Source organism: Streptomyces sindenensis (assembly GCF_014649035.1).
Lineage (GTDB): Bacteria > Actinomycetota > Actinomycetes > Streptomycetales > Streptomycetaceae > Streptomyces > Streptomyces sindenensis.
Genome location: NZ_BMSG01000024.1, coordinates 13,239 through 28,547, shown reverse-complemented (window position 1 = coordinate 28,547; position 15,309 = coordinate 13,239). Strand labels below are relative to the sequence as shown.

Genomic DNA, 15,309 nt, shown 5'->3' with positions numbered 1-15,309 from the left:
GGGGAGCGGGCGGGCGGGCACGCCGGTAAAGGGGTCCCGGCGCCGCTCAGGTGCCGTAGCGGCTCATGAGCAGGCTCTTGACCTCGGGTTGGTGGAAGGTCACCTCGTGCATGGCCAGTTCCTCCTCGATGACGCCGGGCAGTTCCGCCCGCAGGCGACGGGTCAGATGCGCCTTGAGCATCACCAGCGAGGTGCGCGGCTTCTCCGCCAGGTTCTCCGCCTGGGCCAGGGCCGTCGGCAGCACGTCCTTGCGCGGCAGCACCGGGAACGGCACGCCCCGCTCGGCGAGTTCGGCACCACGGAAGGTGCGTCCCGTCAGCAGCAGCTCGCCGCCCAGGGCCGTGCCGAGCTTCTCCGGGAACACCCGGGTCGAGCCGAAGCCCGGCGTGAAGCCGTACTTCATGAAGTTGGCGGTGTAGACGCTCTCCCGGGAGAGGACCACGAGGTCCGCGAAGAGGCCCATCGACAGCCCGCCGCCGATGGCGTGGCCCTGCATCGCCGAGATGACGGGGACCGGGCAGTCCAACGGCAGCGAGTACACGTTGGGACGGTCCTCGACCTGGAAGGTCGCCCCGCCCGCCTGGATGTTCAACAGGGCGTCCCGCGTGCCGCCGGAGCAGAAGAACGAGCCGTAGCCGGTCAGGACGGCCGTCTTGTACCGCTCGTCGGCGGCGACCTCCTGGAAGACCTCGCCCAGCCCCACCTGGAGGGCGTCGGTGAACGTGTTCTTGTGCTCGCGGTCCTCCATGGTGACCAGCGCGACCCCCGGCCGGGGTTCCGACAACGTGACGGCGTCGCTCACACCCACTGGTACTCCCGGTGGTAGTCGTCCACACGGCTCAGCACCAGGCGGTTGGTGCCGGAGATGTTGTCCAGCACCTCGGGGATGACGTCCAGCCGCAGCTCGACGTCGCGGGTGCCGAACTCGATGACCTCGCTCTCCTTCATCAGCTGGAGGTACTGGTCGATGGTCAGCCCGTGGCGGCCCCGCAGGATGCTCTCGACGTCGATCGCCTCCACCCGGCGCCGGCTCTCCGCGGTGACGACACCGCTGTAGAACTCCGAGCAGCAGCCCGAGCCGTAGGAGAAGACCCCCAGACGCCTGGGTGCGGAGAGGTCCGCGTGGGCGATGGTGGAGAGGATGCTGAGGAAGACGGTGCCGCCGAAGATGTTCCCCACCCGCTGGCAGTAGGTGAGGCCCGGCACGACCCGCTGCTGGAAGTCGGCCGCGATGGCCGGGCCCTTGGCCTTGCACACCCGGCGCATCATGGTGCGGTGCGCGCCCTTGATCATGCCGCCGAACGGGGTGTGGAAGGCGAGGTAGTCGAAGGTGGTGGCGTAGTCGACGTCTTCCACCTTCCGCTCGTAGTCCCGGTACGCCGCCTCGCAGCAGTCGAGGTAGGACATCAGCGACAGGTCGGCGCTGCCCGCCTCGCTGTCCGGTACGGGGCGGCAGGTGTCCATCACCTCGTAGCCGTGGGAGCCGTTGGCTCCGATGTCGACGCTGAAGATGTGCGGGGTGTCGCTGACCAGCATCGCCATGGCGCCCGCGCCGCCGGTGGGCTCCGCGAACAGCCAGTCCTCCTCCAGTCCCGCCCCGCCCTCGGTCGCCTTGAAGCGCGCGATGTCGGTGGTGACCACCAGTACCTTGGCGCCCGGCGAGACCTGGGCGAGCACGAAGTTCACCGCGTTCTGGAAGCCGGCGGTCCCCGAGAAGCAGGCGTTCTTGACCTCGAACAGCCGGCAGCTACGGCTCAGCCCCAGGTAGTCGTGCACATAGGTGCTGAGGGACTTGCCGAAGTCGATACCGGACTCGGTGCAGGTGATCAGCATCTCGATGCTGTCGCGCTCCGCCTCGCTGAGCGCGTCGACGATCGGCTTGGCGGCGTTGACCGCGAAGGAGACCGGGTCCTCGAAAGGCATCGCCACCGACTTCTCCAGCATGAGCAGGTTGCCGAACCGCTCGTTGTCCAGTCCCCGGTAACGGGCGAGGGTTCCGACGTCCAGATATGCCGATCCGCCGTAGAAGTTGACGGCCTCGATGCCCGCCGCACGCCGTTCCATTCCGCTTCTCCTTGTGTTGACACCACTCACGACGGGTCCACCGCACCCATCAGTTCCTCACGGATCAGACCGAGCAGCCTGCGCTGCGACTGGTGCGCATCGATGAACTGGTGGTCACCGGCCATGGTGTGCAGAACGAAGGGGCCGGTGGTCAGCCGCTCCCACAGCTTCGACTCCTCCGATGCCACCCAGTCGTCCACCCCGTGGAAGGCGGTGATGGGGGTGGCGAAGACCTCCTGCGGGGTGTGCTCGTAGCGGTCGATCAGCGTGCACGCCGCGAGGAGCTGCGGCAGCGTCGCCCTGGTCTCCATCTCTCCGTAGCCCCAGGCGGTCTCGTAGGCCCGGACCACGGCGTCCAGGCTCTCCTGGTCCTGCCGGATCTCCTCGTAGCCGGGGATCCGGGTCATGCCGTGCTTGGCCAGCTGGTCCAGGACGTCCTGGATGCTGGGGTTCTTGGTGACGGGGGCCGCGAAGCCCGAGACGAACGCCTTCACGAGCTTCGCGCGGGGGTTGAGACCCAGCCGGTAGGCGAGCCGGAAGGAGAACAGCGCGCCCCAGCTGTGGCCGAAGGTGGCGCAGGGGATGTCCAGCAGGTCCGGGTCCACGACCCGCTCCATGGTCTTCATGAAGTCCTCGATGTCGGCCGGTGACCGCTCGTCGAGGCGGTGGGTGTCCATCCCGGGCAACATCACCGCGCACACGTCGATCTCGGGGCCGAGCCGCTCCTGCCAGGAGTCGAACAGGTCGGCGTTGCGGTAGCCGTTGGGGAAGCAGAACAGCCTGACCTTCGCCTCCGGCCTGGGCCGGTGCTTGTACACCCAGTGGCCGGGCGTGAGATCGGTGTCGTACGGCTTGGTCTGGGCCTCGCGCAGCTTGCCGGCACCGCCGACCATCAGGTCCATCACGTTGTCGGCGAGGCCGCCGAGGGTCCCGCTGGACACCATGTCGGCGAAGGAGATGTCCACCGACAGCAGCGTGCCGGTCTTGTTGAAGAACCGCAGTCCGGTCATGGAGTCCAGGCCGAACGACTCCATGGAGTCCTCGGGCTTCACCTCCTCCGGCTCCATCTCCAGGATGTGGGCGAGCAGGCGGCTGAGGTACTCGACCACCATCTCCCGCTTGCGTTCGACACCGGCCTGGTGGTAGCGCTGGTAGAAGTCCCGGTCCACGCCGTCCCGTTCGAGGGCGGCGGCGTCCATCATGGCCTTGAACGCGCCGATCCGCTCCTCGTCGAACTCCTTGAGCCGGATGCTCCCGATCGAGACCACCGGTTCCCCGGCGCCGTCGACCAGCCGGATCGCGCCGGCGGCCTCGCCCTTCTCCCGGTCGAAGTCGGGCACGGACACGGACGCGAAGAGCGCGCTCCCGTCCGCGCCGCGGGGGCGCAGCACCACGTCGTCCAGGGACGCGACCATGTACTTCTGTCCGGCCGCGGACCGCTCCAGCACCGCGTAGTTGCAGCTCTGCGCGCAACTGTCGAGGACGCCGGGGTGGAAGCCCAGCGCGTAGCGGTCGACCGGCGAGCCGTCCGCGGGTCCGGCGAAGCCCACCAGGATCTCGGTGTCACCGGTCCACCAGGCCTCGTCCACGAAGCGCACGGCGGGACCGAAGAAGAAGCCCCGGTCGCCTTCCAGCGGCCGGTAGAACTCCTCGCGGTCCACGTGCCGCGTTCCGGCCCGCCGCAGGGCGGGCACGTCGAGCGGCCCGTCGGCGGCGGCGGCGGTGTGCGCGGCGACGGTGCCGTGCACATGCCGGGTCCAGCGAGCGGCGGCCGATTCGCGACTGTGGAAGGCGAAGGCATAGGAGCCGTCGCCCTGCGGGTCCAGGACCAGGAGGAGCTCCTTGATCTCCTCCGCCGCCACGACGACCGGCGCGTCGAACCTCATCTGGCGTACGTGGCAGGCCCCGTCGCCGTGCTGCTCGGCCATCACGGCACACAGCATCTCCAGGTAGTACCCCACGTGCACGACACCGGAGTTGTCCGCGAGCTCGGGAAAGTTGCGGTGCCCGAACGTGTACAGGTACTGCCTGGACGGGATCGGCAGGTCCAGCGGGAGCGCATGGAGACCGTCGCGGCTGAGGCCGCCGGCGAGCCGGGCTGTGAGGCCCTCGGCGGCCTGGCCGGCGTCGGTGCGGGCCAGCCAGTGGCGGGTGGGTTCGAAGGGGTGGTTCGGCAGCATCACCTTGCGCCGGCCCTGCCCGTCGTAGTGGTCGCGCCAGGTCAGGGACGAGCCGAGGCAGGAGAGCTGGGCGAGCACCCGCAGCAGGGACTCCAGCGGCTCGGCGTCCTCGGCCGGGCGCAGCACCACCACGTCCTCGCGCTCCAGGACGCCGGCGGCGGGTCCGGCGCCCAGTTCGACGAAGAAGCGGTAGCCCTGCTCGTACAGCTCCTCCAGACCCTCCTCGTAACGGACGGGCGCGGTCAGGGTGTGGTCGAGGAACTCGGCGCGCAGCTCGTCCGGGTTGTGGCTGGTGCGCAGGGTCTGGGCGGACTGGTACCGGCTGGCCGGCTGCCGGTACTCCTCGTCCCGGACGGCACGCCGCCAGGTCTCGGCGCCGGCCCGGTAGGCGTCGGAGGGCCAGTCGCCGTCGGGTTCCCCGGTGACGGCGGCGCCCGCGGCGGTCAGCGCCTCGGACACCATCTGCAGGGCGTCCGGCTCGCCGGAGACGATCCGCTCGTCCGGCCCGTACACGGCGGAGAGGTGGACGTGGCCCTGCCAGTCGCGCAGTACGCCGTCGAATGCCTCGGCCCCGAGCACCACCCGGGCGTGGTGGACGGTTTCACCGGCGCACCGGGCGGCTTCGAGTGCCGTGTGGTGGCGGACGGCGGCCTCCAGACCGAGCACCCCGGAGACGACGGCCGCGACGAGGGAGCCGGTCCGCTCCCCGAAGGTGATCTCGGGCCGCACACCGTAGGAGGCGAGCAGCCGGCTCAGTGCGTACTCGGAGGCGAAGAGCCACGCGCGCGTCGCCCGGGAGTCGGCGGGCGTGGTGTCCTCGGCGGTGAACGCTTCGCCCTGCGGCCCGAGTTCACCCTCGAACAGGGTCAGGCACTCCGTCAGCGCGGCACGGAAGACGGGGAAACGCGCGGCCAGGGAGCGGGCCGCGGCGAGGGTGCGGGCGGTGTCGCCGGAGACTCCGGCGAACAGGAACGCCAGCTTGGGCTGGATCTTCTCGTCGGTCAGCGCGGCGAACGCACGGCCCCCGGCGTGCGTGGTGAACAGGGTCCGCTTGGCGTTCCAGCGGTCCCGTCCGTGGCTGCTGCCGAGGATCTCCGTGGTGTCCGAATAGAGCGTCTTCTTCTCGTCGTACGCCGCCAGCACCTCGCGGAACGTCTCCCGGACGGCTTCGGCGCCGTCACCGAGGAAGACCGCCCGGTGGGTGAAGGCCGCGCGGCAGGCGTTGGCGGTGTAGCAGACGTCCTCGAAGGGGACCTCGGGCCGGGCGGCGAGGTGGGCGTCGAAGTCGCGGATCTGCTGGATCAGGCGCTCTTCGTCGGCTGCGCTGAGGGTGAGAAGCGACGCGGCCGGCCGCCCGGCCCCGGCGGCGGGCGCCTCGGGGCGGGTGCGCGGGGCCTCCTCGACGATCAGGTGCGCGTTGGTGCCGCTGAACCCGAAGGAGCTGACGGCCGCGTAGCGGGGCCGGTCCGCGGTGGCGGGCCACGGCTTGGGTTCCTTCGGGAAGTCGAAGGAGTCGCTCAGCGGCTCGATGCGCGGGTTGAGGGTGCCGAGTCCGGCGATCGGCGGGATCTGCTCGTGGTGCAGGCAGAGCACGGCCTTGATCAGGCTGGCGATGCCCGCTCCGGCTTCCAGATGGCCGATGTTCGCCTTCACCGCGCCGAGCGTCAGCTTGCGGGAGGAGCCGCCGTAGACCCGCCGCACCGCGTCGATCTCGATGGGGTCGCCGAGGAGGGTGCCGGTGCCGTGGGTCTCCAGGTAGTCGACGGCGTCGGCGTCGATCCGCGCGTTGTCCAGCGCGCGGGCCAGCACGGCCTGCTGGGCGCGGCCGTTGGGCTTGGTGAGGCCGCTGCTCTCGCCGTCGTTGTTGACTGCGCCGCCGCGGATCACGGCGTAGACGGTGTCGCCGTCGCGCTGCGCGTCGGAGAGCCGCTTGAGGACCACCATGCCGGCGCCCTCACCTCGGCCGTAGCCGTCGGCGGCGGCGTCGAAGGGCTTGGACCGCCCGTCGGGCGCCAGGGCGTTCATCGCGCACAGCGAGGCCATCACCCCGGGCGAGAGCATCATGCTGACGCCCCCGGCGAGCGCCATGTCGCAGTCCCCGCGGCGCAGCGACTCCACCGCGAGCTGCGCGCCCACCAGCGACGAGGAGCAGGCGGTGTCCACGGAGAGCGCGGGCCCGTTCCACCCGAACGCGTACGACACCCGCCCGGAGGCGATGCTGGAGGTGGTGCCGGTGCCGATGTACTCGTTGGCCTCGGTGGAGTCGCGGACGAGCTGGGCGTACTCGGAGTTGCTGGATATCCCGACGAAGACCCCGGTGGAACTGCCGCGCAGCTCCTCGGGGTTCTGCCCGGCGTTTTCCAACGCCTCCCAGCTGATCTCCAGCAACTGGCGCTGCTGGGGATCCATGGAGTTGGCCTCCACGGGGGAGATCCTGAAGAACCGGGCGTCGAAGGACGCGACGTCGCGTTCGAGGAAGTTGCTGCGCCGGAGGTACATCTTGCCGGGCGTGCCGGGCACCGGGTCGTAGTGGTCCTGTACCGGCCACCGGTCCTCCGGGACGTCCCGGACGCCGACGCCGCCCGCACGCACGAACTGCCAGAACTGCTCAGGGGTGTCGCACCCGCCGGGGAACCGGCAGGCCATGCCGACCACCGCGATCGGCTCCCGCGCCGCGCGGCGCGTCGACTCCAGTTGGTGGCGCAGGTTCTGGATCGTCACCACCGACCGCTTCAGCACCTCGGCGGTGCTGCTCTTGACGTGCTCACTCATGACTCAACGGCCCTCGTTCTCACTCAGCTCGATTTCGTTACGCAACAGGGCGACGAGAGCGTCCTCGTCCATGCCGTCGAGGCTGGACGGCAGCACGGCGCCGGGAGCGGCCTCGACCACCTCGGCCGGGACGGCGGCAGCCGTGGGGGGCGCCGCCGCCGGCCTGTCCGGGGCGGTGCGTCCGGGGACCGGCACGGTCGAGGCGATGTCCTCGTCGGACACGCCCATCAGGGCGCCGATCTTGCCGATGTCGCCCTTGACGGTGACGACCTGCGGGTGGTCCAGCCCGGCCGTGACGCGCAGCGCCTCCCAGCCCTCGGGGCCTTCGATGACCACGGTGCCGAGTCGCTTGCGCATCCAGGTGAGGATGGCGTCGCTGGTCTCCATGCCGCCGCTGCGCCAGAACGACCAGTTCACCGACAGCGTCCGGCCGCTGCGTTCGCCCCGTTCGCGCAGTTCCTCGCGGTACTCGGCGAAGGCGTCCAGGTAGCTGTTGGCGTAGCAGTAGTCGCTCTGCCCGAAGTTGCCGAGGACGGCGGCGAGCGAGGAGAACATCACGAAGTGTTCCAGCGGTTCGCCGCGCAGCGCCTCGTCGAGGTTGCGGGTGCCGAACACCTTGGCGCGCAGCACCTCCGCCATCTCCTCGGGCCGCTTGTCCTTGATCGGACCGTCGCGGAGCGCACCGGCGGAGTGGATCACGCCGGTGACCGGGCCGAAGCGGGAGCGGATCTCGCCGACGAGGTTCTCGGCCTGCTTCCGGTCGCCGATGTCGGCCTGGAGGTAGACGGCGCGTGCGCCGTCGCGGCTCCAGGACTCCAGTTCCGCGAGCCGCTCCGGGCCGGCGGGCCTGCGCCCCACCAGGACCACGGTGGCCCGGTGGTCCTGGCACAGGTAGCGGCCGAAGAGGCCCGCCAGTCCGCCGGGGCCGCCGGTGATCAGGTGGACGCCGCCCGTGCCGAACGGCGTGCGGGCTGCCTCCACCTGTGCGGCCGGCACCGGACGGAAGCTCCGCGTCCAGCGGCGCGTCCCGTCGTGCCGCAGCTCGACGTCCGCCTCGGGCCGGTCGAACTCCGCCAGGAGGGCGTCCGCGGCCCCGGCCCGGTCGAGGCCGGTGCGGGTCAGCTCGACCGTCTTGTAGACCAGCGACGGGTTCTCCATGCGCACGGCCCGCATCAGGCCGGCCACCGCCCGGTTCTCCGGTGCGGCGCCCGGCTCCCCCGTGCCGAAGGTGTACAGCAGGGTCACCCGCTGCCCCGGAAGTGCCGCGAGCAGGGCCTGGCTGAGCGCGGTGAGGGCGTAGACGCCCTTGTCGAGCCCGGCCTGGAGGCGGTCGGGGTCGGACTCGGAGCGGTCCGCCGACCAGGCGTGGATCACCCGGTCCACGGTGCGGCCCTCGTCCACCAGTGCGGCGAGCAGTCGCTCGTAGTCGGCGCGGGCCGACGGACCGACCTCGAAGGTGTCGTCGCCGAGCGCCCGGAAGCCCTCGCTCCCGGGACGCACCAGGACCACCCGCTCCGGGCGCCGCGCCGCCGGCAGGCCGGTCAGAGCGGAGCGCAGCTCGTCGCCGGTGTCGAAGAGCAGCACCGTTCCGCCGGTGTCCGTCCCGGGGGCGCCGGCGGCCGGTCCGGTCTCCGTCCAGTCGCGGGTGAACAGCCAGACCGGGGCGTCGGTGTCGTCCGCGGCGGGGGCCGCCGGGGTGGAGGGCTCGGTGGAGCCGGTCCGGGCGTCCAGGTCGAGGAGTCCGAGCAGGTACGCGGACGTCTCCTCGATCGTGGGGTAGTTGAAGAAGAGCTGGAGGTCGAGTTCCCGGTCGAAGAGCTGCTCCATCAGGTTGTGGGCCTGGGTGGAGGTGATGGAGTCCATGCCGAGCTCGAAGAAGCCCCGGTCGGTCTCGGGCAGCTTGTCGCCGGTGAATCCCAGCAGGTCGGCGAGCCGCTGCTGGAGGTATCCGGTCATCAGCTCCGGGCGTTCGCCGGGGAACGCCCCGGCGAGGCGGCGGAGGAACGCGCGGTCCACCCCGTCGGCGTCCGGCCCGTCGGCCCGCGCCACGGTTCCGGGCGCCGCCGGGAGCCGCTCGGTGCCGCCGCCCCGCACCGGCGCCGTGTACATCCAGTACGGGTCCGTCTCGAAGGGGTAGCCGGGCAGCGGGGTGCGGCGCACCGGGCGGCCCGTCCAGCGGGCACCGAAGTCGATGTCCTCGCCCTCGGCCCAGCGGCGGGCCTCGTCCGCGAGGTCGCCGGTCGCCCCGGGCACCCGGCCGCCGGTGACGAACTCCTCCAGCCGCTCGGCGAGGTCCGCGTGGTCGGACACCACGAACGCGACCCGGCTGGGCAGCATCCGGCGCCCGGTCTGGAGAGTGAACGCGGTGTCCGCCAGGTCGGGCAGGGCTCCGGGCCCGGCGTTCCGGAGGAACGCCAGCAGCGCCCCGGCGTAACGGGTGAGGATCTCCGGGGTACGCGCGGAGAGCGGGATCAGCCAGGGGCCCCCGTCACCGCTGCCGCTGCCGGGACGCGGCGTCCCGGTGTACTCCTCCAGCACCAGGTGGACGTTGACGCCGCCGACGCCGAAGGAACTGATACCGGCGCGGCGCGGCTGGCCCGCGGGCGGCTCCCAGGGCTCGTCGGCGAGCTGCACCCGGAACGGGGTGCGGCCGAAGTCGATCTCCGGGTTGAGGCGTTCGGAGTTCAGGCGGCTGGGGAAGAGCCGGCCGCGCCGCATCTGGAGGATGACCTTGGTCATCTGGGAGATTCCGGCGGCGGCCTCCAGGTGGCCGACGTTGGACTTCACCGAGCCGATGGCGCAGTGCCGTCCGTCGGCGGGGTAGCCGTCGAACGCGGTGGTCAGCGCCTCGATCTCGATCGTGTCGCCCAGGGAGGTGCCGGTGCCGTGCGCCTCCAGGTAGCTGATGCCGCCGGGCTCGACTCCGGCGCGTTCCAGGGCGGCGCGCACCACTTCGGCCTGCGCCACGGGGTTGGGCACCGTGTAGCCGTTGGTCTTGCCGCCGTGGTTGACGGCGGAGCCCTTGATGACGGCGTGGATGTGGTCCCCGTCGGCCACCGCCCGCTCCAGCGGTTTCAGCAGCACCGCGCCGACGCCCTCACCGGGCACGTAGCCGTTGCCGCCGTCGCCGAAGCTCTTGCAGTGGCCGTCCGGGGACAGGAAGTTGAACATGCCCAGGGTCAGGTACTTGCTGGGGTGCAGGGAGAGGTTGACGCCGCCCGCGATGGCCACCTCGCTGTCCCCGCGCCGCAGCGATTCGCACGCCAGGTGAATGGCGTACAGCGAGGACGAGCAGGCGGTGTCGACGACGAGACTGGGGCCGCGCAGGTTGAGCAGGTAGGAGATGCGGTTGGCCACCGAGTACAGCTGCGCGTCCAGGGGGACGGTCTTGCCCGCCGCCAGATCGGCCGCACCGTACAGACCGTACTCGTTGAAGGTGACGCCCGCGTAGACGGCGACGTTGCCGCGCCGGTCGCCCGCCTCGGGGTCGGCGAGGGCTTCCGGGGTGTATCCGGCGTCCTCCAGACAGTGCCACACCGCCTGGACGAACTGCCGCTCCTGCGGGTCCATATAGGCGGCGGCATTGGGCGAGAGATTGAAGAACGACGGGTCGAAACCGAGGGCGTCGTCGATGAAACCGCCCCAGCGGCAGGCGACTTCGGGATAGTCGCGGTGGTCCCAGCGCTCGGCGGGGATCTCGGTGATGCTGTCCCGTCCTGCCGCGAGGTTGTCGGCGAACCGTTCCAGGGTCGGCGCCTGCGGGTAGCGCCCGCTGAGCCCGATGACGGCGATGTCGCCGACGACGGGAGCGGGGGCGGCGGCGGGCGGGCCGGCCGGCCGCGGTTCCCGCGGGAGCCGGGTGCGGCGCACCGCGGTCAGGTGCCGCGCCAGGGACTCCAGGTCCTTGTAGGTGAACAGCAGCGAGGTGGGCAGCGAGCCGTAGCCCTCCTCCAGGACCTTGTTGAGCTGGCTGACGCGGATCGAGTCGATCCCGTAGTCCTCGAACGGGGTACGGGCCTTCAGCCGGTCCACCGGGATGCTCAGCGCCCCGGAGAACCGGGCCTTGAGGTCGTCGAGGACCTCGGTGTACAGGTCCTCGCCCCGGTCGGCGCTCCGGGCGGCGGGTGCGGACGCGGCGACCGGGGCCGTGGGCACGGCGGCGGGCGGCACGGACACGGGCGCGCCGGGCGGGGGGACCAGCGGACCGTCCGGTTCGACGGGCAGGATCCAGTGGGGCTCGCGTGCGAAGGGGTAGGTGGGCAGCGCCAGCCGCCGCGGGCGGCGGTCCGCCCAGGCGGCGGACCACTCCACCTCGGCGCCCATCACCCACATCCCGGCGACCTCGTCCAGCCGTTGCTCGGCGAGCAGTTGGCGGGTGTACTGCTGGGTGACGTCGTGCCGCAGCAGGGAGTGCAGGCGGCGGTCCTGGTCGCCGGCGGAGCCGGACCACACCCCGGGGACATCGGGGTCGCCGTCCAGGTGGGCGCGGAGCGCGTTCCGCAGTTCCGGCACGGTGCGGGCGCGGACCGCGAGGCGTTCCACCATCGGTTCGCGGCCGGTCTGCAGGGTGAACGCCAGGTCTTCGAGGGAGAGTTCGGGCGTGCCCGGGGCAGCGGCCGGGTCCTGTCCGGCCGCGGGGCCGTCACCGGCCGGCAGTCCGGTCAGCCGGGCGACCGTGGCGGCGACGGACGGCTCCTCGTGCAGCAGTCGCGCGGGCAGGGTGGTGCCGAGCTCCTCCTGGAGCCGCTCGTGGCAGGCCGCCGTGGCGTAGGCGTCGAGACCCTGGTCGGCGTAGGACTCGTGGTCGTCGAGGTCGCCGGGGCGGACCCCGAGGGCGTCCGCGACCACGGCACGCACCCGGTCACGCACCGCGTCCGGGGTGATGGCGCCGTCGCCCGGGGGGCCGCCGGCGCTGCCGTCCGTGGCGGCGGGCGGGCTGGAGTGCCGGTCCAGGTGCGACAGGACACGGCGGACGACGTCGGCCAGCCTCTCCTGGTCGCGCGCCGAGAACAGCAGCAGTTCCTCGCGCTGCGGCCGCTCTCCGCCGCCGGTCCCGGACGGCTCGGGGGGTGCCTCCTCCAGGATGAGGTGGGCGTTGGTGCCGCCCGCGCCGAAGGCGCTGACGCCGGCGCGCCGGGGCACTCCCGCCGGGCTCTCCCACTCGCTCAGCCGCCGCTGCACCGAGAACGGGGTGCTGCCGAAGTCGATCAGCGGGTTGAGCGTGGCGGTGTGCAGGGACGGCACGAGTTGCCGGTGCCGCATCTGGAGGACGACCTTCGTCAGGGCCGCGATGCCGGCCGCCGACTCCAGGTGGCCGATGTTGGACTTCACCGAGCCGATGCCGCAGAACTGCCGGTCCTGGGTGGCGAGCCGGTATGCCTTGGTCAGCCCGGTGATCTCGATGGGGTCGCCGAGCGCGGTGCCGGTGCCGTGCGCCTCCACGTAGGAGATGTCGCGTGGGGAGACGGCCGCAGCCGCCAGGGCCTCGCTGATCACGGCGGCCTGCGCCTGCGGATTGGGCACCGAGTAACCGCTCGTGCGGCCGCCCGAGTTGACGGCCGAACCCTTGATGACCGCGTACACGTGGTCGCCGTCCGCCCGCGCCCGGCTCAGGGACTTGAGCACCACGGCGCCGACGCCTTCGCCCGGAACGTAGCCGTCACCGCCTTCGCCGAAGGCACGGCAGCGGCCGTCCGTCGACAGGAAGCCGCCCTGGGAGAGCTGGACGTACTTCGACGGGTGCGTCATCACGTTGACGCCGCCCGCCAGCGCCACCTCGCACTCACCGCTGCGGATACTGGCGCACGCCTGGTGGACCGCCACCAGGGACGAGGAGCACATGGTGTCGACCGTGACGCTGGGCCCGCGGAAGTCGAAGAAGTACGACACCCGGTTGGCGACGGAGGCGTACGAGGAGTGGCCGTGCAGTACACCGCCGTGCTTGTCCGTGGACAGCAACTGGTACAGGCCGAACATCACCCCGGCGAATACGCCGACCTTGCGGCCGGCGAGCGCGGCGGGGGCGTACCCGGCGTCCTCCACGGCCTCCCAGGACGTCTCCAGGAAGAGGCGCTCCTGCGGATCGAGGTATTCGGCCTCCACCGGCGGAATGCTGAAGAACAGCGGGTCGAAGAGCTCCACCCCGTCGATGAAGCCGCCCCAACGGCTGTACGAGGTACCGGGCTTGCCCTTCTCGGGATCCCAGTAGGGGCGGTGGTCCCAGCGGCGGGCGGGTATCTCGGTGACCGAGTCCCGGCCGTGGCGCAGGTTGTCCCAGAAGGCGTCGAGGCCGTCCGCCTGCGGGTAGCGGCCCGCCAGGCCGATGATCGCGACGTCCTGCTCGCGCTCCGCCGGCACCCGGGGCTCCGGCGGCCGCGGGGCGGCTTCGACGGCGGGGGCCTGCGTGCGGCCACTGCTCCGCAGCAGCGCCCACTTACCGGAGGGCGCGGCGGTGCCCGGAGCACCCGGCGGAGCGGTCGCCGCGGGGGCGGCGGACGCGGCCGGGGTGCCGGGGGCCGGGCGCGGGGTGTCGCCGAGGCCGAGGAGGGCGCGCAGCCGGGGCTGCGCGGTGCGGACCAGGTGGGCGGCCAGCTCGTCGACGCTGTCGTACTCGAAGAACAGGGTCTTGGGCAGCGGGCCCAGGTCGTTCTCCAGCTCCTCGGTCATCCCGATGATCATGATCGACTCGACGCCGTAGCGGCCGAAGGAGTCATGGGTGCGGATCTCGGAGACGGGCAGCTTGGCGAAGCGGCTCACCTGCCGCACCAGATGTTCGCGGGTCCTGGCCAGCAGCACCGGATCGTCGGCGCCCTCCGCAGCGGCGGGCTCCGGCGCGTCCACGGCGGTTCCGGCGGCGGGGGCCGCCGGCGCGGGCCCGTCCGCGGGACCGGACGCCAGGAGGTCCCAGGTGCGCGGCTCGCCCTTGACGACCACCACCTGCGTCGCCTCCCGGGCCAGCGCGTCACGGAACGCGTCCACCCCTTCGGAGACCGTGAGCGGGTGCAGGCCCAGCCGGGCGCGGGCCCGCTCCTCGGCGCCGTCCGCGGCATGCATGGCGCCCCCGTCGCCGGTCTCCGCCCAGAGCGGCCACCCCACGGACACGCTGCGGCCGGTCCGCAGTCCGCGTCCCCGCAGCGACTCGCGCCATCCGGCGTAGTGGTCCTGGTAGGCGTTGGCGAAGGCGTAGTCGGCCTGACCGAGGTTGCCCAGCACCCCGGCCAGCGACGAGAACAGCGCGAAGAACTCCAGGGGTTCCTCGCCCAGCGCCTCGTCCAGCAGCCGGGTGCCGTGCAGCTTGGCCGCCAGTACGGCGGTCGCCTCCTCCCGGGTCTTCCGCAGCAGGAAGGAGTCCCGGATCACGCCGGCCGAGTGGAGGACACCCGTGAGCGGACCGAACCCGGACCGGACCTCCCGCAGCAGCGCGTCCACCCCGGCGGGAGTACCGATGTCGGCCGGCACGTAGCGGACCTGGGCGCCCGCGCCCCTCAGTTCGGCGAGGAACGCACGGCCCCCGTCGTCCAGCGGGCGGCGGCCCGTCAGCACCAGGCCGGTCTGGCCGCACCGGGCCACCTCCCGCGCGAACACCCGCCCGAGGCCCCCGAGTCCACCGGTGACCAGGTACGTTCCACCGCTTCGTACCGAGACCGCCCCCTGCCCGCCCGGGCCGGCCGGGGGCAGCGCGCGCAGCCGCCGCACGGACCGGGTGGCGCCGTCGTAGCGGACCTCCGTCGCCGCGTCGGTCAGGCCGGACTCCGCCAGCAGCGTGGCGGCGGCCTCGTCCGCGCTCCGCGCGGTCAGCGCCACGCTCCGGTAGTGGAAGCCCGGCCGCTCCAGGGCGACGACCCGCGCGAAGGCGCCGACGGCCGCGTACTCCGGCCGTGCGAGCCCACGGTGCGCCTCGTCCTCGACCACCGCGTGCACCACCCGCACATCGCCGCCGGTCCGCCGCCGGAGCAGCGCCTGCGTCGCGTCCTGGAGCAGGAGGTACTCGCGCGCCGCGGCGTCCGCGCTCCCGATGCCGCCGGGCGCGTCGGGGCCGCGCCAGATCAGGACGCGATCGAACGGCGGCCCGTCGCTCAGCGCCGCGATTAGGGCGTCCGCGCCGCGCACGGCGTCCAGGGTGGCGCCGGGGTGCCGCGCGGCCAGCTCGCGGCGGACGGCCTGCTCGGCGTCCTCGGCCATGGTGAGCAGCAGGACGCGGCCGGCGGGCCGCACGCCGCCGCTCCGGGGGCCACCCGGCTCGGGGGACGGCTGCCACTCGGGGGTCCAGTACCGGACGTGCTCGGTCATTTCC

General features: G+C 72.4%; 4 protein-coding genes. All 4 read right to left on the bottom strand.

Going from position 1 to position 15,309, the window contains the following annotated elements:
* Nucleotides 1–46: 46 nt before the first annotated feature.
* From IE145_RS23530 to IE145_RS23515, 4 genes are read right to left on the bottom strand one after another with little or no spacing between them, the layout of a single operon-like run.
* Nucleotides 47–802 (bottom strand): polyketide synthase, encoded by a 756-nt coding sequence (locus IE145_RS23530; protein ID WP_189527437.1) that lies wholly within the window; start codon nucleotides 800–802, stop codon nucleotides 47–49.
* Nucleotides 799–2,064, bottom strand: coding sequence for a hydroxymethylglutaryl-CoA synthase family protein (locus tag IE145_RS23525; protein ID WP_189527436.1), 1,266 nt, complete (start codon nucleotides 2,062–2,064; stop codon nucleotides 799–801). The genes IE145_RS23530 and IE145_RS23525 overlap by 4 nt, the downstream gene beginning before the upstream one ends.
* 26 nt (nucleotides 2,065–2,090) lie before the next feature.
* Complete coding sequence (locus IE145_RS23520) at nucleotides 2,091–7,016, bottom strand: type I polyketide synthase (RefSeq protein WP_189527435.1); 4,926 nt, start codon at nucleotides 7,014–7,016, stop codon at nucleotides 2,091–2,093.
* Between the two features lie 3 nt (nucleotides 7,017–7,019).
* Nucleotides 7,020–15,305, bottom strand: a complete 8,286-nt coding sequence (locus IE145_RS23515) for an SDR family NAD(P)-dependent oxidoreductase (protein WP_189527434.1) — start codon at nucleotides 15,303–15,305, stop codon at nucleotides 7,020–7,022.
* Nucleotides 15,306–15,309: the final 4 nt, after the last annotated feature.